This window comes from Mucilaginibacter gotjawali, from assembly GCF_002355435.1.
GTDB lineage: Bacteria > Bacteroidota > Bacteroidia > Sphingobacteriales > Sphingobacteriaceae > Mucilaginibacter > Mucilaginibacter gotjawali.
Genome location: NZ_AP017313.1, coordinates 3,895,116 through 3,913,315, shown reverse-complemented (window position 1 = coordinate 3,913,315; position 18,200 = coordinate 3,895,116). Strand labels below are relative to the sequence as shown.

The window sequence follows — 18,200 nt, the reverse complement described above, 5'->3', positions numbered from 1 at the left end:
TTTCTTCCAAGACCGTGGTTTGGGACTGATTTTAATCGAGAGAATACATACCCGGCCTTCGGTCTGTAAAAAGGTTGTTGTAGGCGTTAAATGATTTATCGCGCGTTAAATGCGGATCAATTTGAACCGTTAATACCGCATCTTCCTCTTTACCTGCCTGGAGCAATGGTGCGCCATTAAAATCGTAAACCACCGATCCGCCGTTAAATGTTAAGGCTTGTTCGCTGCCGTCTTCCAGTATTCTTTTTTCGGTGCCGCAGCGGTTGGTTACTGCCAGGTATACTTTATTTTCAAGTGCCCGTGCAGGCATGCCCACGCCCCATAAAGTTGAAACCAGGTTGCTTGGGCAGGCAATCACATCAGCTCCATGTAAAGCAAGGCTCCTGGCCGCTTCGGGGTACCGCCAGTCGTTACAAACCATTATCCCAACTTTACAATCCGCCAGTGGGTGGTCAACCACAAAAAAGCCTGAATTGCCGGGTTCAAAGCAAAGTTTTTCTTTGAAAAAAAGATGTGTTTTACGATATATTTTGAAGGTATTATCAGGTAACGCAACCAAAGCGGAGTTATACGTTTTATCGCCAGCTTTTTCCGCAAAACCGGCAACGATCATTGATTGCAATTGAACAGCCAGGTGACGGAGGAGCTTAACACCTTCACCTGTTTCATCTTCGCCGCCAATCAAAGCTTCCTGTTGGTTTAAGAATGAATACCCGGTGGTACAAAGTTCGGGCAATACAATGATATCAGCCTTAAGATCTTTAAGCAGTGTGGTAATTTGATGAAGGTTATGCGGTTTATCACCCCAAACTGGCGTGAATTGTACGATACTCAAATTTACCATGCTGACAGATTTATCTTTATGCTAAGATAGCAGCTACAGCGGAAATCATATCAGTAATCAGTTCTTTTTTATCGGCCTGCTGCCAGATTATCTCTTCATCTTTCCTGAACCAGGTTAATTGCCGCTTGGCGAACCTGCGGGTATTTTGTTTGATGGCCGAAATAGCATCGTCCAGGTTGGTTTTCCCATCAAAATAATCGAACAGTTCAGTATATCCAACCGTGTTGAGGGCGTTTATATGCCGGTATGGCAATAGTGATCTTACTTCTTCAACCAGGCCCAGTTTTACCATTTCATCAACCCGATGGTTAATGCGCTGGTATAAAACCTCCCTTGGCAGGGTTAAACCGAACTTTATAGACCGGAATGGCCGTTTATTGACCTTTGTGCTCCTGAACGATGAATAGGATTGGCCCGTGCTTTCAAAAACTTCCAATGCCCTGATGACACGTTGTGGGTTATTCAGGTCGACTTGATTATAATATTCAGGATCGGCCAGTTTTAACTTTTCCTGTAAAAACGGTAGCCCCTGTTCATCAAGCTCCGTGTTTAGTTTTTCCCTGATGCCCGGGGTCACGTCCGGGAACTCATCAAAACCTTCGCACACCGCTCTTATAAACAGCCCGGAGCCGCCCACAAGGATCACTTTGTCATGAACCTTAAACAGCTCATCCAATAAATTCAGCGCCTGCTTCTCATAGTCGCCCGCAGAAAAAGGATCTGTAATGGAATGTGAATTAATGAAATAATGTTTGGCGGCCGCCAGTTCATCGTCAGCAGGTTTTGCTGTACCGATGGACATCTCCCTGTAAAACTGCCGCGAATCAGCCGATACGATCACCGTGTTATAGTGCTTTGCCAACTCAATAGCTGCCGCAGTTTTTCCCGAAGCAGTTGGGCCGGCAATTACGATGAGGGTCTTTAGTTCATGGTTCATGGATGATAGTCGATAGTCCATAGACCATAGTCCATGGCAAAGGAAGCGGCTTATAAATTTATTATTGGCTTTACTAACTATGGACTATCGTCCATGGTCCATGGACTCAAACTTACCTAATAATCATCCCCATGCGACAGCTTGCTGTCGTCTTCAAAGCCTTCGTCGTCTGAAAATTCGCTACCGAATTCATCTTCTTCTTCATCCTCTACTGCAATTGTTTTATCTTCTTCACCAATTTCATCCGTATCTGCAATTTCGGTAAAGTCTTCGGCATCTTCTTCGCCGTACGACATTTCATTTAAGAAATCAAAATCATCGCTGGCAGCCGGGGCAGCAGTAGGAGCTACCACATTGCCAAATTGTTTAGGCGCCTCGCCCACTGATTTAATTACGGCCGGGTAGGTGGTGCCCGGCGTTTCGTCCAAAATAATCTTCATTAATTCAACGTGAAAATCAAAGGGACGGTCAAAATTAAATGTATAGTAGAATTTTTGGTGAGGGTCGTCAATATAACTTAACAATTTTACCTTATCCATCAGCGCCACGCCACGGTCGATCCTTTTTTGATTAGGCATATAGGTAATTTCTTCGCCTTTTATCCATTGGTCGTTACTGATATAAAAGGAAGAAGGATATTCGGGATTATACCCTGTAGATTGGTGGATTGCCCTGTGAAGGTCCTCAAATGTTTGGTTAGATTTTACATCTATTTCCCTTAAAACATCATCGTAGTCTTCAAAGGTGATCCTGAACCTGTATAGTGCCATTTTTAGTAGATTTTTACAAAAATAATAATGTTTTAGTTTTATTTACGATTTTAGATTTACGTTTTACGATTTGGATGGAGAATAAAGCTATTTAATTACTGCCAAAATCTGAAATCGTAAATCTGAAATCGTAAATCGTAAATCGTAAATCGTAAATCGTTAGTCCTTCCCAACAACTTTCAGGCCAATTTCTTCGCCCTTTTTTATGGTATAATTTATGGCCGCTTCCCGCTCGTTGGGTATTTCTCCTTCCAGTATGGCTTCGCGAATCTGGTTTTTAATAATTCCAACCTCGCGCCCCTCCTTAATGCCAAATAATGCCATAATATCAATACCCGTTACCGGTGGTTGCCAGTTGCGCATATTGTCGCGTTCCTCCACGTCTTTTAACTTTTGCTGCACCAGCTCAAAATTTTGCCGGTATTTTTTAACCTTATATTCGTTTTTGGTGGTAATGTCTGCTTTACACAACAACATCAGGCTTTCAATATCTTCACCTGCTTCAAAAAGTAAACGCCTCACAGCCGAATCAGTAACGATTGACTGCGCCAGCACAATAGGCCGAAGATGCAGCTGTACCATTTTTTGAACGAATTTCATTTTTTCATTCAGCGGCAGCTTTAACTGGGTAAATATTTTTGGCACCATCCGGGCGCCCTTGTCTTCGTGTCCATGGAATGTCCAGCCATGCCCGGGTTCAAAACGTTTGGTAGCGGGCTTGGCAATATCATGTAATATGGCGGCCCAGCGTAGCCAAAGGTCATCTGTAGTGTCGCAAATATTATCCAAAACCTGCAGGGTATGGTAAAAGTTGTCTTTATGCCCTTTACCATCGATATAGTCGACGCCATAAAGTGCCGTCATCAGCGGGAATATTTTATGCAGCAGGCCGGTATCAAATAAATAATTGAAACCAATGGAGGGTTTTGTCGATAAAATGATCTTGTTTAGTTCGTCGGTGATGCGCTCCTGGGATATAATGCCGATCCGGTGAGCATTTTCAACAATAGCTTTTACCGCGATATCATCTATTTTAAAATTCAATTGCGAAGCAAAACGGATAGCACGCAACATCCGCAGCGGGTCGTCTGAAAAAGTCTCAATTGGATTTAAAGGCGTCCTGATCAGTTTTTGTTCCAGGTCGGCAATGCCGTTAAACGGATCTAAAAGCTGGCCGTAAGTATCCGGGTGTAAAGAAATGGCAAGGGCGTTAATCGTAAAATCGCGCCTTTTCTGGTCATCCTCCAACGTGCCGTTCTCCACTATTGGTTTTCTTGAATCCAAACGGTACGATTCTTTACGGGCGCCTACAAATTCTATCTCAAGGTCTTTATATTTAAGCGATGCTGTGCCGAAGTTTTTAAACACCGCCAATTTCACATGCAGCTTTTGGGCAACACGCTCGGCAAAAGAAATGCCATTGCCGATTACGACGATGTCGATGTCTTTGGAAGGTCTGTCGAGGAAAAGGTCGCGCACGAATCCCCCGATAGCGAAAACTTGTACATTTTGCTCCGCAGCCAGTTTTAAGATGACTGAAAATATAGGGTGTTGAAGGTGCTTTTTCAAAAATTTACGATTTACGATTTACGATTTACGATTTTAGATTTTTTCAACGAAGTACCAAATCGTAATTCGTAAATCTGAAATCGTAAATCAAATTATCTCCGCAGAAATTCAAAACTTCCGTTTGGCGCTAATTTCATTATGGTTGATGGGTTTTTTATTTCCATGCTGTGCTGATCCAGGTCAACCACATAATCCACGCCGTTTATTATTTCGTCGTCAATTTGCGAAAAATATTGCGGCGATGGTTTACCGCTGATGTTTGCAGAGGTAGAAACCAGCGGTTTTTTCATTCTCTGAATCAACTGCTGGCAAAATGGATGCTTTGATATCCGGATACCAATGCTGCCGTCGCTGCTGATCAATGCCGGCGAAATATTTTTTGCGCCAGGCATTACTAATGTCAATGGGTTTTCGGCATATTCTATCAGGTCATAAGCCAAAGGGTTCATGTCGCTGATGTAGCTTTCCAGTTTATTTTCGGTGTCCAGCAAAATGATCATACTTTTTGCTTCGTCCCGCTGTTTTAGTTTATAGATCTTTTTGATGGCTTCGGTATTGGTCGCATCGCAGCCTATACCCCAAATGGTATCGGTGGGGTAGAGGATGATCCCGCCGTCCTGAATAATTTTAAAAGCTTTCGCAACTTCGTCTCTAAGCATGGGGCAAATATACGCTCAAAGCATTAATGATAAGCAAGTCATCTAACAGTTGCATACATTTTGGTATGCCATACAGCTTGCAGGTGTTTTTAACGCAGGGCTCGCAATCGAGTTTTCCGGCACGTAAAACGGTTAAATTGTGTGTGTTATAAGGGGCTGTATTGTGCTCATTGCCTGCGCCAAATAGTACAATGACAGGTGTATTTACACTATTTGCCAGGTGCGCAGGCCCCGAATCTGTTGTTATCATAGCCGTACAACCTGCCATCAAATGGGTAAGAGATACCAGGTCTGTTTTACCGGCAAAGTTTCTTATCCTTCCGATGTTTTCAGCGCCGTTGATAATTTCATCAATAAAAGGAGCCTCTTTTGGCGCTCCTACAAACGTGAATTCAACTTCTTTAAAATGATTGGTTAATAAATTAAGAAGCGATTTAGCCTTCTCTATAGGCATCCTTCTCGAAGAAGCTTCGGAATTGAAGTTTACCAGCACCCAATCTGTAATCGGTTTGCCGGGTTTTTGCACCTGCAAACTAACCTGCCTGTTACTAATTGTTTTGCCGGTAAATTGCTCCAGCAAGGAAATGTATTCGTCAACCCGGTGAATGTTTTTTGGCTTTTTATAATGATGGGTCAATAAAAAAAAGCCGCCTTCTTTCCCAAACCCAACCCGTTGTTTTGCTCCGGTGGCCCATCCCATTACAAGCGACGACAACGATTCGGGCAGGTTGAAAAACAGATCGTATTGTTCAGTTCTCATTTTTTTTCCAAACCTGAAAACGCCCGCTAAGCCTTTGTTTTCCTGTTTCGAAAAAGAGTGTACCTTACGCAAGCCTGGTACAAGTGAAGCTATTCCAGCTAATTCCTTTTTGATGATTACATCAATTGATGACGCCGGGTAAAGCTCCCTCACTGCCGAAACGAACGCGGTACTCATTACCACATCGCCAAGCCAATTTGGAAGCCTGATGAGAATTTTGAGATTTGAGGTTTGAGATTTGAGATTTGAGACTTTTAGCATGGTAATAACATTTGTAAAATTAGATGTGACTAAGACCCATTTAATTAAATTCTTATCTCATATCTCAAATCTCACGTCTCACATCTATCTAAACCGAAACGTTATTTTCCCTCAATGCATCATTCAGGGACGTTTTTTTATCTGTTGATTCTTTGCGCTGACCGATGATGAGCGCACAGGGAACCTGGTAATCACCAGCAGGGAATTTTTTAGTGTATGAACCGGGGATCACTACCGAACGGGCAGGAACATGGCCTTTATATTCAACAGGTTTTTCCTGGGTAACGTCAATAATTTTAGTAGAAGCTGTTAATACTACGTTTGCGCCTAAAACCACTTCACGCTCCAGGTGAACCCCCTCTACTACGATGGCTCTGGAACCCAGGAAGCAATTGTCTTCAATAATAACCGGTGCAGCCTGCACAGGTTCCAATACGCCGCCAATACCAACACCGCCGCTCAAATGCACGTGTTTACCTATCTGCGCGCATGATCCAACGGTGGCCCAGGTGTCAACCATGGTGCCTTCATCAACATAAGCGCCAATGTTTACGTACGATGGCATCATAATAACGCCTTTTGCTAAATGTGCACCATAACGGGCAATAGCATGCGGTACCACGCGCACACCGGTTTGCGCGTAATCGGTTTTCAGTTTCATCTTGTCATGAAAAACAAAAGGACCTACTTCGATGGTTTCCATGTGCCTGGTAGGGAAATACAGGATCACCGCTTTTTTTATCCAGTCGTTTGTGTGCCAGCGTGTGCCGATCAGTTCGGCAACGCGGAACTCGCCCTTATCCAGTTTTTCAATAACGGTATCAATGGCATTTACATATTCGGTGTATTGCAAAAGGGTACGGTCTTCCCAGGCTGCTTCAATTAATTTTTTCAGGTTTTGCATCAGTAAATAAAATTTAGGCAAATTAAAGGAATTTTAAGGAAATTGTTAGCCTATGAAAATTGAACCTAAAACTTACGCCGAAGTCTTGAAGACTTTGTAAGTTTGTTTTTGTTATGCCTGAAAAAGAAAAATTACGGATAGATAAATACTTATGGGCCATTAGGGCCTTTAAAACACGTACACTGGCTACTGATGCCTGTAAAGCAGGCCGTGTAAAATTAGACGGGCAAAATGTAAAGCCATCCCGTGAGGTGAAAATAAACGAAGTGTACCATGTTGCCAAAGGCCCCGACCGCCGGGTACTGAAGGTTACCGGTTTGCTTGAAAATCGCGTGGATGCCAAAACGGCCGTTAATTTTTATGAAGATATTACCCCGATGGAAGAAACGCAGGCCTTTAAATCGATGTTTCATGCGCCGATTTTAAAACGGGACAGGGGAGCCGGGCGGCCGACCAAAAGGGATAGAAGAGAAATAGATGAATTGAAAGACGATTTTTTTAACTAAAAGAAAAATATTTTTATACTTCAAATAGGCAAACAGCTGAAGTGTTTTCCGTTTGAAAACAGGTATAGCTAAATTAATAATTTTATTGCCTGAAATTGCAGGGGAGAGACAAATTTGAAATAATTCATTTCGTTAAATTTAATTAAATTCATATTTTTGAATGATAACTTGTAAAAAAAACAATTTTGCGCTGCAAAAATTAAAATTATGAAAAAAGAATTCTACCCGAATGTTTTTTTATTCCCGGTTCTTTCGCAATTTTTAAAACAGGTATTTTGTGAAATGCCTGTTTATCAGCTTATAAAATACGTCATATTAAATAATGATATTTTTGGTGTAAATCAGCCCGTGTTGGTACGGGTTAAGTCGAATATAGTGTCGCAGGTCAACAGTCTTTCGCCGACGGTTTCTTTAGCACCTGTTTAGAAAAATTAAACAAAAAGTAATTGGTTATCCTCCGGTTATTTTAGTGAAATTATTAATACCCCGGGGTTGTTTTAAAAGACTTAAAAAGACCCATAATAATTGCCCGGAAATTATTCCATCTTAAACATTATCAGATCTGAGTTTAAGGAATTGAAAATGTTTAATTAGTTATTTTGTTTATAAATGATAAATCGGCATACTACATTTTTTAAAGCGTTAAACCTCGCTATTGATTATATCATCTTAAATATAAGCATGATATCTATCTACTTTATTGAGGATGGGGCAAGCATATATTTTGGCAATAACAGGAGGTATCTTCCCATTGTGCTGGTGTTTAATTTAATATGGTTACTTGCAGCAAATATATCCGGCCTTTATGAGCAGGTACTCAATAAGGATTCCATAAAAACCTACAGGGTAGTTATCAGAACTTATATCATTTTTGTAAGCCTCATTTGTTTTACAATTTTGATACTGATAGGTACAGAGGCCTATTTTATTACCCGCCAGTATTTGTTTTATTCACTTGCTCTTTTTGGCTTTTTGCTTGGTTTATGGAAGCTCATTTTTCTTTTGATCAGGCGGGCCGATTGGAAGTCGATGGTTGATACCAGGGATGTTATTATTATTGGAGCGGGAAGAATTGGGTACGACCTGTTTCATTTTTTTGAACATAATCCTGATAAAGGGTACAAAACACTTGGTTTTTTTGATGATAATCCCAAAAATGTAAAAGAAGGTCAGCTATACCTGGGAGGAACTGAAGATTGTATAGACTACGTTATCAAAAATAAGGTAGATGAGATATTTTGCACCTTACCGGTTTCGGAAGCGAAGACAATAGAGAAGCTGATGCTTGACGCTGACAAAAACCTGATCAGGTTTAAATCAGTGCCTGAGTATTACGATTACTCCAAAAAAACGACCATTATTCAAAGTTTAGGGCATATCCCGGTTATTTCTTTCAGAACGGAGCCGCTTGAAAGCTTGCTGAACAGATCAATAAAAAGGTTGTTTGACTGCGTTTTTGCGTTGTTTGTCATTCTTTTTGTCTTCAGCTGGCTTTTCCCGATATTGGCTATCCTGATCAAGCTTGAATCAAAAGGCCCGGTGTTTTTCACTCAAGTGCGTTCGGGCCGAGACAATCATCCGTTTAAATGCTATAAATTCCGAAGTATGAAGGTAAACAACGATTCGGATCATAAGCAAGCATCACGGGACGATAACAGAATTACCCGGATCGGAGCCTTTTTAAGGCGTACAAGTCTTGATGAACTCCCCCAGTTTTTTAATGTTTTAAAGGGAAATATGTCGGTAGTAGGGCCCCGGCCACATATGATCAAGCATACCAAGCAATATTCGCAATTGATCGACAGGTTTATGGTAAGACATTTTTTGAAACCGGGTATTACCGGCTGGGCGCAGGTTCAGGGGTTGAGGGGCGAAACAAAAACAGTTGACGCCATGCTGAAGCGCGTTGAAGCCGACGTATGGTACCTGGAAAACTGGTCGTTCTTGCTCGATCTCCGGATTATCATGCTAACCGTATGGAATTCCCTTAAGGGTGATGAAAACGCATTTTAGCAGGCTATAGCAAACTATTTAGTATTGTTTTTTAAAAGCCGATGTTTCCCATAGTTTAAATACGGCAAGCCCTTCATTGCGCAGCACCTGTTCAAACGCGAGTTTCCTTTCGGCCATATCACAACTAAGTTCCCGGTAAATGAGTTGGTCATCAAAGCCAATGCGGGCTGCATCTGCCTGGGTGTTGGCATAATATATTTTTTCAATCCGTGCCCAGTAAATCGCCCCAAGGCACATGGGGCATGGTTCGCAACTGGTATAAATTTCGCAACCGCTAAGGTCAATCGTGTTCAATTCTTTGCAAGCCAACCTAATAGCCGATACTTCTGCATGGGCAGTGGGGTCGGTCTCCGAAATTACCCTGTTGGCACTGGCCGCAATAGCTTTACCATCTTTAACAACAACCGCACCAAAAGGCCCGCCAAGGTTTTGTTTAACGTTTTGTTCAGACAGCGCTATGGCCATCCTCATAAATTTTTCAATTGCCTCTTTTTCCATTGTTATAAAAAGAAAAACCCCAACTCAAAATTGGGGTTTTTAATTGATAAATATCATGCAAAGCCTGCTGTATTGTTAACGGGCCCAGCGTTTATTTCTTGTCTTTGGTGTAAGCATCGTTAAGCCTTTTTATTACATCAGCGGTAACATCCAGTCCTGCATCACCATATATAACAGTTGGGTTAGCTTTTGAATAAGTTAATACCAGTTTATAGCCTTTTTCTTTGGCATATCCTTTAACAAAGTCAGCAATTTTATCATATACCTTATTGCCTTCGTTTGCTTGTTCTGTTTGAAACTGGGCAGTAGCATTTTGCTGGTAAGCCTGCAAATCCTGTTGCTTCCGCTGCAGGTTTTGTTCAGTTGTTTGTCTTTGGTCGGCGGGCATGGTTGACGCGCTTTTTTGATAATCAGCCACTTCGCGCTGAAAAGCCTGACCGCGGGATGCAAGGTCGCTTTGCGCAGCTTTGCCCTTATCCTGCATGGTCTTGGTTACGTCCTTAGCATAATTATACTTGCTTAATAAAGTGTCCTGGTTTATAAATACGATGGTCTCTTTATTGTTAGGTGCGGCAACAGCCGGTTTGTCGTCAGATTTTGGTTTATTGCAGGCAATTATTGTTGTTGCAAGCAACAGGCCGGTTGCAATTTTTGTAAGAAAAGTAGCTTGAGTTTTCATTGAATTTAATTGGTTTATTCTGCTGCCATCCCCGGCAGGCTTTGATTATTTTATTGTTTTGACGTAAAAAAATTTTGACAAAGATAAGGTTTCGAAGGAAGTATCCTAATTTATTGAATACACTCATTTTGATGTGCACATTTGCGGATGGGATCGATGTGCAGATGATGCAATGTTAACCTTCCTGTTCCTGATAAGTATGTTTTATGTTCATTTTAATGTAACCATTTAAAAGGGAAAATTCAACAAAAAGCTCCAAAAAATGGCTTGCGTGCCCATTGGTACACGGCTGCATTGATCCCATTTGCACATCTGCACATTTGCATATCCGCACATCTACCCGCACATCTTCCCACACATGTTAATTACGTATCCTTTTTATCAACAAGTGCTGTAATCCGGGGTAAAAATCGTAGTTTTGTAAGTTGTTTTTTTAACCAAATATGAGCGAAGAAAATCAGGACAAATCAAATTACTCGGCAGATAATATACAAGTTTTAGAGGGTTTAGAGGCGGTGCGAAAACGCCCTTCCATGTACATCGGGGATACGGGTTCAAAAGGTCTCCATCACCTGGTGTATGAAGTAGTAGATAACTCCATTGACGAGGCGCTTGCCGGTCATTGCGACACCATAAAAGTTATCATACAGAAAGACAATTCAATTCTGGTTTCCGATAACGGCCGTGGTATTCCAACCGCCATTCACACCAAAGAGAAGCGCTCGGCATTGGAAGTGGTTATGACCGTTTTGCATGCCGGCGGTAAATTCGATAAGGATACCTACAAGGTTTCCGGCGGGTTGCACGGGGTGGGTGTTAGTTGCGTAAACGCACTTTCTATCCATTTAATTGCCCTTGTTTACAGGGATGGTAAAATATGGACCCAGGAATATGAAAAAGGGAAGCCTTTATATGATGTAAAAATCATCGGCGATACCGATAAAAGAGGTACTACGATCATATTTAAGCCCGACGCGGAAATATTTTCGCTTACTACAGAGTATAAATACGAAACGCTTGCCGCACGTTTACGCGAACTTGCATTTTTAAATAAAGGTATCCGCCTTAATTTAACTGATGAAAGGGAAACCAACGAAGATGGAACCCACACTACAGAGGAATTTTATTCAGAAGGCGGGTTACGCGAGTTTGTTAAATACCTTGACGGTACCAGGGCTAGCCTGATACCCGAACCAATTTATATTGACGGCAATAAACAGGGGATCCCTGTTGAGCTGGCGTTGCAGTATAATGATACCTATACAGAAAATGTACATTCGTATGTAAACAACATCAATACGATTGAAGGTGGTACCCACGTTGCAGGTTTTCGCAGAGGGTTGACACGAACATTGAAGGCGTACGCAGATAAATCGGGTTTGCTTAAAAACATGAAGATTGAAATTACAGGTGATGATTTCCGCGAGGGGTTAACCGCTGTAATATCGGTAAAAGTGGCCGAGCCGCAATTTGAGGGCCAGACAAAAACCAAACTGGGTAATAACGAGGTAATGGGTGCCGTAGATATGGCAGTGGGCGAAATACTCGGCAATTATCTTGAAGAAAACCCGCGCGAAGCGCGCATGATCGTCAACAAGGTAATTCTTGCAGCTACGGCCCGCGCTGCGGCACGCAAGGCCCGCGAGATGGTTCAGCGTAAAAATGTAATGAGCGGATCGGGATTGCCGGGTAAGCTCTCGGATTGCGCGAATTCTGATCCTGCGCTTTGCGAGTTATACCTTGTGGAAGGGGATTCGGCGGGAGGTACTGCCAAGCAGGGCCGCGATCGCGAATTCCAGGCTATTTTACCTTTGAGGGGTAAAATTTTGAACGTCGAAAAAGCGATGGAGCACAAGATTTATGAGAACGAGGAAATAAAAAATATGTTCACCGGCCTCGGGGTAAGTATTGGCACACCCGAGGATGATAAGGCTTTAAACATCAGCAAACTGCGGTATCATAAAATTGTGATCATGACGGATGCTGACGTTGACGGTTCGCACATTACCACCCTGATATTAACTTTCTTTTTCCGTTACATGAAAGAGTTAATTGAATATGGGTACGTTTATGTGGCTTCGCCGCCCTTATACCAGGTAAAAAAAGGTAAGGAGTTTGAATATTGCTGGACAGAAGAACAGCGCGATGCGGCAGTACAACGCCTTAAAGGTGCCGGGAAAGAAGACAGCGTGCATATACAGCGCTATAAAGGTTTGGGCGAAATGAATGCAGAGCAGTTATGGGATACCACTATGAACCCACGCACCCGCACTTTAAAACGCGCCAGCATTGATAATGCAGCCGAATGTGACCACACTTTCTCAATGCTGATGGGCGATGAAGTTGCCCCGCGCCGCGAGTTTATTGAGAAGAATGCCAAATACGCAAGGATAGACACCTAGTCCGGTATCATCAGATTTGTCAACTCTAATGGAGTTGACAAATCTTTATTCCGGCTTGAGCCGAAGTTCTCCCTCCCCATAATCAATTACCGCTTTATATTTCATTAAAATATCTCCGCCAAGCACCCCTAAAACTTCGGGATGGCCTAATTGGCTATAGGCAATGTTGATGGTGGATAGATCTAAAACAGCGACCTCAAAAGTCTCAACCAAAAAACTGCCGATATAAAGATCATTGATCACCGCGGTTGAAGAAATCATCGTATTTGTCCCTAAGCCGGTTGAAAGCTTGTCGCTGGTGGTTAAAACTGCATGTTCATGCGCCTGCAGCAGCAGGATTTCATCAAATGCCGTTTTGGATGCACCGGTATCAAGTACCAGTATAAATGGTTTACCGAATAGTGTAATATTAACCAGGGGATGAAAGCCATCCTGCTGAAGGTCGATGATTCGCAGCGGGATAACCGCCGTTATCCCGGCATTCGCTGACGCTCCACCGGTAACGGCGCTTTTTTTATTGTTATTCTTCATTATTTTCAGCAGCATTTGACCACTGGAAATGCAAGAATACTCAAATTAATTGGCAGCGCGATCAATCCATCATTCAGTACTTCCCTGATTTGAAAATTAATACATCAATCATCAAAATCATGATCGGATGCCTCATCTGCCATTTCGATGAGGATAGTATCCATTCTGTTAAGTTCAGTTTGTATGTGGTCAAATATCGTTGTTTCCAATGGGTCTTCCTTTAGCAGGGAAGTAAGTCCTTTTAAATTAGCCAGCGGGCTTCGTATCAGGTGCGATTGTTTCCAGGCCATATCTTTAATACTTTCAATATGGCTTTGGATCCGCTCATAGGCTTTTTTTAAATTTTCTTCGGCATTTTTCCTGTCCGTAATATCATTGGTTAGTGAAAGCCGTACCGGCCGCCCCTCAAATACAATATCGTAAGCTATAATCTCCACAAACATTGTGGTGCCGTTTTTTTTGATATGTTTTATCACCAGCGGCTCTACATAACCCTCGGTGTCGCGGCGATAACGTTCAGGCAGGCTTTCGAGGTCGTCCTTTGTTCTGAAGGCCGAAACATTCATACACAAAAGCTCCTCTTTTGAATAACCGTATAATCTTGCAGCAGCATCATTAACCGCGATTATGGACAGGTCGTCTTTGGCAATCATCCACATGGGGGAGGGGTTGCTTTCAAAAAGCAGTTTGTATTTTTGTTCGGAGGTTTTTAATTCCTCTTCGGTCTTTTTACGCTCAGTTATATCAATCAATGAGCCGATAATGGTAATTTCATTCCCTAATATTGTTCGGGTGCCATAAAATTCAACCCAGTTGGTGGTGCCATCTTTTCTCAAGCCCAATGCCTCATAATGTACACTTTCAACATCACCTTCTACCCGGAGCCGTACATTTTCGGTAACCGTTTGACGATAGCTTTCGTGAATAATCGTTTCAACTGAGAATGTACCGATCAATTCTTCCGGCTCATAACCAAAAACTTCGGCAAAGCGGGGGTTTATATAGACAAACTTACCACGTTGGACAATATAAACCCCTACAATTGATTTGTCAGCTATTGTCCGGAATTTAAGTTCCGCTTCCCTGAGTTCTGTTTCCATTTTCTTACGGCCGGTAATGTCACGGGCGATAACCATGGTGCGGTCATCGGCAAACTTCTTCACATTCACCTCTGCTGTAAACACAGATCTGTCCTTGCGGATAAAACGTCTTTCGCGGATGGTTGATTGGGCAGCGTGCTTTATCCGGGCAGGAATAGGGTCGTGCTTTAATTCTTCCGGATCAATGATCATTTCGATCTGCATATGTAATAATTCCTCGCAGGTATACCCCATCATTTTGCACATACTGGCGTTTACATCGGCGAAATTTCCCCTAAAATCAAGCACGTAAATGGCATCAGAGGCCTGCTCTATCAACGAGTGGTATTTCTCTTCACTTTTCTGAAACTCAGCAGTTCTTTCTTCCACTATTTTTTCAAGTTCAAGATTCATCCATTTCACTTCCTCTTCCGCTTTTGAGCGTTGTTTGTCGACCTTATTTAACCAATTGGCTGTATTCCAGATCAGCAAAAGGCTAACCAGCAGGAAACAAACGGCAAGGACAGAAACCCCTATATCCAGTGATGAGAATGCCTGGAAACGGTGTGTTTGGTTCGTTAATGATCCGAAAACGATGATCATCAATATCATTAAAGTAAACAGCCTCCGGGCCATTTGGTTACCAACCCGTTTGCCGGTAAACAGTTGTGTTATACCGATTTCGGGGTTTAAAAGCGAAGCCGCTATTGACAAAATAAAAAAAAGAACAGCGGTATGTGTGGCCATTGATGTTCTGTACAAAACGACCCGAAAAAATGAAACGCCGTACAAATAACCTATCAGCGCAGTGGCCGACAGAATAGTAACCAGGTGAAAGAACGTTTGCGATAACAGGTTAAATATTCGTTTTTTGGGGATGAGAGCAATAAAACCCAGCCCAAGCAAAGTAAAACAGATAGAAGCATTAAATGCCATCCGGCCCGGATATGGAAAATCATAGGATGGCCTGGTTTTATCAGTTACAAATAGCTGATCGAGGCCGGAATTATAATGAAACAGGTCCTGTGATAGGGTAACCAGGCCGATTAACGTACCCAGCAGCGATAATATAAAAAATATTAAATTGCTGTGTTTTCCAGGGGGGTATTGTGTAATCAATAGCGCGCACGCAAATAAAACCAGGCAAAGAGCGCTGTTAAAACTCATGGCTACAAAGCCGTGTATCATGGTTTCAAGTGCCGGAATATCGTATATCCAGCCTGCCATTACTACGATCCCCGCAACTATAGTAAGCAGGCTGGTAATAATAATTGTTCTATTTTTTTGTCCTTGCTCCATTAAAAAAAATAGATTGGGTTAAATTTGTTAAGATTTTTGGCGGGCGCACACCTGTTGAACAGATACGGTTTGCTTCCTAAAGATATTACAAAAACGAACAAAAGTAAATCCTCCGCTATTAATTAAAAAGCAAAGGTAACAAGAAGGAAAGTATGAAATAGAAAATGATAACGAAAAGGCATTAATAATACCAGTTCAATAAAAAACAAATGCAACAATTCCGCTGCAGCCTAAAACGGATAGCCTATACCGAGGTTAAATACACCATGCTGCCCAAAGTGAACAGGTATGGCGGGGTTAGGCTCCAGAAATGGAAAACCCAGATCGGTGCGCAAAACCAATACATTGAAATTAAACCGCAGGCCAACACCGGCATCAGCAGCTATCTGGCTCAGGAAACTTTTACCAAAGGCTGCGCCTGGTAAAAATTTATTACTGTTTAACAGCCAGATATTTCCGGCATCTATAAACAGCGCGCCCTCAACTATGCTGAATAATTTTGGGCGATACTCAATATTGGCTTCAATTTTTATATCCCCTGATTCATCCGGCAGAAAGCCTGTTCCCGTTGCCAGGGCTGGCGGTAAGATATAAGCGCCCGGCCCGATGGAATGCGCCTGGAACCCACGTAAACTATTCGATCCGCCAATAAAAAACTGCTGCGAATAGGGTAGTACGGTTGAATTGCCGTAGGCCAAACCTACATCCAGCATAAAACGGGCAGCCAGTTTACTGTTAAGCCCCAGTTTATGATAAAACCTTATCTCGTTTTCTAATTTTACATACTGGTTAAATGTAGTACCCAATAATTTGCTTACTCGTCGTGGGGTATCAGCGCCTGTGAGCAAGCCATAAATATTCCCAGACAGACTTGCCTTGCCGTTATAATAAAGCGTGTTTGGCTTATTGGTTTCCATGGTATTGGTCCAGGTATAACTGTACGATGGACCGAAGGTAAACTGTGCATTAATGACGTGCGCCAGGGTAGGGTTCCGGGTTTTTTGAATGCTGTCGGTATAAGTCTTTGTTACATTCCTGGGGTTTACGTAAGTAACATCTTCCAGATCGAGCTGGTGCTGTACGTGCGCGTTTGGTTTCCATTGGTACCCGAAAGAAGCGTTATACGAATTTAATGAATATAATTTTGAGCGATTAACAATGGTATATCCTGCCGACAAAACTGTGCGCGGGATATAAGCGTTATCTGAATTAAAATTAAACGGCCCTACAAACCGCGGCCATGAAATAGATGGCTCAACACCATATTGATAAACATTGTAGCCGTTATTGTACGACCCGAATTGGATATCCTGGCTGGCGAAAAATTTGAGGGTAAACAATTCGGCGCCCTTGAATAAATTCCTGTTCCTGAAATTTACATCGATTTGCGTGCCGTTGTAATTCGCCGATGTTTGCCGGGCAACAATATCTGCCTGTAATGATTTTCTACGCTGCTGGGTTAAAAAGTAGTAAATATCCAACTTGGCTGAGTCGGGGGTTACATCCTCGAACCTGTTTTTTACAAACTTAAAGGGTCCCAGCTCAATAAACCGGCTTAGCGAGTTGGTATGCTCCGTGCGGTTGTAAATGTCGCCGGGGTGCAGTAATACACTGTTTTTGAAGGTAAAGGGCCTGAAGGTTTTCTTTGGGTCGATAACATTATACCAGCGGTATTTTACGGCCGAATCCATTTTTAGTGCGGTATCCCGCAATTTGTAATCGGGGTACACGTAAATGTTTCGTACGCTGTAAATCCAGCGGGCCTCATCGGGCGTTTCGCCTTTCACTTTCACAAACAGATCCACCTGGTGACCCGCAATGGTACTGTCGTAACGCATAATCAGGTCCTCGGGCGCGAAATAGAAAAAGCCTTCTTCTTTTAAGCGTGCGTCAATCCTTATCCTTTCGTTTTTGATCACATCCAGGTTGAATTTATCGCCAACTTTTAAATAGGTTTGTTTGGATGTGCCGGTAATGGCGGTATCCAGGTCGTCATTTTCGGTCGGGAAGGTTATTTTCCGGTAGTGATACGCTGGGCCGGTTTGTATGGAATATATAACTTCAGCAATTTTATGGTCTTTTTTGCTTGCAGTGTCGCCGGATACCTGTGCCAAAAAGTACCCTTCATTTTGCAGGCGGTTTTGCAGGATACCGGCATTTTTAACGATATCGACACTGCTTAATAACACTGGCGGTTCGCCCAGCTTGGTCATCAGGAAGTGTTTTAACCCCTTTTTTTTATTGGTTTTGTTTTTTTCGTATTCATAAAGCTTAAACCTGAGGCCTAATATTTTATTATTGGGTTTTGGCCGAAGCAAATCCTCTAATTCCTCGGTGATGGCATGTGCTTCGCTTTTACTGGTGTTTTTGTCAGTGATTTTTATCTGCGCCCCGTTATACAGTTTTTGGCCCGGCGCCAGGTATTTTGTAGTACTGCAGGCACTGATAAGTACAATTATGAAAACAAACAGGTATCTGATCCTTGCCAT

The 18,200-nt window shown here is 42.4% G+C and carries 16 protein-coding genes; 4 read left to right on the top strand and 12 right to left on the bottom strand.

Annotation, left to right across the window (positions count from 1 at the left end; all coding sequences use genetic code 11):
• Positions 1-31 precede the first annotated feature (31 nt).
• The 7 genes from MgSA37_RS17245 to MgSA37_RS17215 all read right to left on the bottom strand — a co-directional run bounded on the left by MgSA37_RS17245 (position 32) and on the right by MgSA37_RS17215 (position 6,704).
• The gene (locus tag MgSA37_RS17245) at positions 32-844 is read right to left on the bottom strand and encodes a nitrilase-related carbon-nitrogen hydrolase (RefSeq protein WP_096353650.1); all 813 of its coding nucleotides are present in this window, start codon (positions 842-844) and stop codon (positions 32-34) included.
• A gap of 16 nt (positions 845-860) precedes the next feature.
• Positions 861-1,781, bottom strand: coding sequence for a tRNA (adenosine(37)-N6)-dimethylallyltransferase MiaA (gene miaA, locus MgSA37_RS17240; protein ID WP_172885339.1), 921 nt, complete (start codon positions 1,779-1,781; stop codon positions 861-863).
• A 116-nt stretch (positions 1,782-1,897) separates the two neighbouring features.
• A complete protein-coding gene (locus MgSA37_RS17235) occupies positions 1,898-2,551 on the bottom strand; it encodes an IS1096 element passenger TnpR family protein (protein ID WP_096353647.1) in 654 nt (217 codons plus the stop codon).
• Between the two features lie 159 nt (positions 2,552-2,710).
• Entirely contained in the window at positions 2,711-4,120 is a 1,410-nt protein-coding gene (locus MgSA37_RS17230; protein ID WP_096353645.1) for a CCA tRNA nucleotidyltransferase, read from the bottom strand.
• Between the two features lie 92 nt (positions 4,121-4,212).
• A complete protein-coding gene (locus MgSA37_RS17225) occupies positions 4,213-4,779 on the bottom strand; it encodes an L-threonylcarbamoyladenylate synthase (RefSeq protein ID WP_096353644.1) in 567 nt (188 codons plus the stop codon).
• On the bottom strand, positions 4,772-5,800 hold the full coding sequence (locus MgSA37_RS17220) for a glycosyltransferase family 9 protein (protein ID WP_096353642.1): 1,029 nt from the start codon (positions 5,798-5,800) through the stop codon (positions 4,772-4,774). The genes MgSA37_RS17225 and MgSA37_RS17220 overlap by 8 nt, the downstream gene beginning before the upstream one ends.
• An 88-nt stretch (positions 5,801-5,888) precedes the next feature.
• Complete coding sequence (locus tag MgSA37_RS17215; protein WP_096353640.1) at positions 5,889-6,704, bottom strand: 2,3,4,5-tetrahydropyridine-2,6-dicarboxylate N-succinyltransferase; 816 nt, start codon at positions 6,702-6,704, stop codon at positions 5,889-5,891.
• A 113-nt stretch (positions 6,705-6,817) separates the two neighbouring features.
• On the opposite strand from MgSA37_RS17215, the gene MgSA37_RS17210 reads away from it, so the two are divergent.
• From MgSA37_RS17210 to MgSA37_RS17200, 3 genes are all read left to right on the top strand, one after another.
• Complete coding sequence (locus MgSA37_RS17210; RefSeq protein WP_096353638.1) at positions 6,818-7,210, top strand: RNA-binding S4 domain-containing protein; 393 nt, start codon at positions 6,818-6,820, stop codon at positions 7,208-7,210.
• 207 nt (positions 7,211-7,417) lie between these two features.
• Entirely contained in the window at positions 7,418-7,636 is a 219-nt protein-coding gene (locus tag MgSA37_RS17205) for a hypothetical protein (protein ID WP_096353637.1), read from the top strand.
• A 183-nt stretch (positions 7,637-7,819) separates the two neighbouring features.
• Positions 7,820-9,223 (top strand): undecaprenyl-phosphate glucose phosphotransferase, encoded by a 1,404-nt coding sequence (locus MgSA37_RS17200; RefSeq protein WP_096353635.1) that lies wholly within the window; start codon positions 7,820-7,822, stop codon positions 9,221-9,223.
• Positions 9,224-9,241: 18 nt separating this feature from the next.
• Here the strand turns inward: MgSA37_RS17200 and MgSA37_RS17195 are convergent, their stop codons facing one another.
• Positions 9,242-9,721 (bottom strand): nucleoside deaminase, encoded by a 480-nt coding sequence (locus MgSA37_RS17195; RefSeq protein ID WP_096353634.1) that lies wholly within the window; start codon positions 9,719-9,721, stop codon positions 9,242-9,244.
• A gap of 91 nt (positions 9,722-9,812) precedes the next feature.
• On the bottom strand, positions 9,813-10,400 hold the full coding sequence (locus MgSA37_RS17190) for an OmpH family outer membrane protein (protein ID WP_096353632.1): 588 nt from the start codon (positions 10,398-10,400) through the stop codon (positions 9,813-9,815).
• Between the two features lie 443 nt (positions 10,401-10,843).
• On the opposite strand from MgSA37_RS17190, the gene gyrB reads away from it, so the two are divergent.
• Positions 10,844-12,802: a DNA topoisomerase (ATP-hydrolyzing) subunit B gene (gyrB, locus tag MgSA37_RS17180; protein ID WP_096353629.1), complete on the top strand. Its 1,959-nt coding sequence runs from the start codon at positions 10,844-10,846 to the stop codon at positions 12,800-12,802.
• 45 nt (positions 12,803-12,847) lie between these two features.
• On the opposite strand, the gene MgSA37_RS17175 is transcribed toward gyrB, so the two are convergent.
• From MgSA37_RS17175 to tamL, 3 genes are all read right to left on the bottom strand, one after another.
• The gene (locus MgSA37_RS17175) at positions 12,848-13,333 is read right to left on the bottom strand and encodes an aspartyl protease family protein (protein WP_096357563.1); all 486 of its coding nucleotides are present in this window, start codon (positions 13,331-13,333) and stop codon (positions 12,848-12,850) included.
• 104 nt (positions 13,334-13,437) lie between these two features.
• On the bottom strand, positions 13,438-15,711 hold the full coding sequence (locus MgSA37_RS17170; protein WP_096353628.1) for a PAS domain-containing protein: 2,274 nt from the start codon (positions 15,709-15,711) through the stop codon (positions 13,438-13,440).
• Positions 15,712-15,941: 230 nt separating this feature from the next.
• Positions 15,942-18,200, bottom strand: coding sequence for a translocation and assembly module lipoprotein TamL (tamL, locus tag MgSA37_RS17165; RefSeq protein WP_157750612.1), 2,259 nt, complete (start codon positions 18,198-18,200; stop codon positions 15,942-15,944).

Coding starts and splice junctions, on each gene's coding strand:
- tamL (WP_157750612.1), bottom strand. CDS start 18,200: ATGGCAAGGATCAGATACCTGTTTGTTTTCATAATTGTACTTATCAGT.
- MgSA37_RS17245 (WP_096353650.1), bottom strand. CDS start 844: ATGGTAAATTTGAGTATCGTACAATTCACGCCAGTTTGGGGTGATAAA.
- MgSA37_RS17195 (WP_096353634.1), bottom strand. CDS start 9,721: ATGGAAAAAGAGGCAATTGAAAAATTTATGAGGATGGCCATAGCGCTG.
- MgSA37_RS17215 (WP_096353640.1), bottom strand. CDS start 6,704: ATGCAAAACCTGAAAAAATTAATTGAAGCAGCCTGGGAAGACCGTACC.
- MgSA37_RS17235 (WP_096353647.1), bottom strand. CDS start 2,551: ATGGCACTATACAGGTTCAGGATCACCTTTGAAGACTACGATGATGTT.
- MgSA37_RS17190 (WP_096353632.1), bottom strand. CDS start 10,400: ATGAAAACTCAAGCTACTTTTCTTACAAAAATTGCAACCGGCCTGTTG.
- gyrB (WP_096353629.1), top strand. CDS start 10,844: ATGAGCGAAGAAAATCAGGACAAATCAAATTACTCGGCAGATAATATA.
- MgSA37_RS17210 (WP_096353638.1), top strand. CDS start 6,818: ATGCCTGAAAAAGAAAAATTACGGATAGATAAATACTTATGGGCCATT.
- MgSA37_RS17220 (WP_096353642.1), bottom strand. CDS start 5,800: ATGCTAAAAGTCTCAAATCTCAAATCTCAAACCTCAAATCTCAAAATT.
- MgSA37_RS17200 (WP_096353635.1), top strand. CDS start 7,820: ATGATAAATCGGCATACTACATTTTTTAAAGCGTTAAACCTCGCTATT.
- MgSA37_RS17170 (WP_096353628.1), bottom strand. CDS start 15,711: ATGGAGCAAGGACAAAAAAATAGAACAATTATTATTACCAGCCTGCTT.
- MgSA37_RS17225 (WP_096353644.1), bottom strand. CDS start 4,779: ATGCTTAGAGACGAAGTTGCGAAAGCTTTTAAAATTATTCAGGACGGC.
- MgSA37_RS17205 (WP_096353637.1), top strand. CDS start 7,418: ATGAAAAAAGAATTCTACCCGAATGTTTTTTTATTCCCGGTTCTTTCG.
- miaA (WP_172885339.1), bottom strand. CDS start 1,781: ATGAACCATGAACTAAAGACCCTCATCGTAATTGCCGGCCCAACTGCT.
- MgSA37_RS17175 (WP_096357563.1), bottom strand. CDS start 13,333: ATGAAGAATAACAATAAAAAAAGCGCCGTTACCGGTGGAGCGTCAGCG.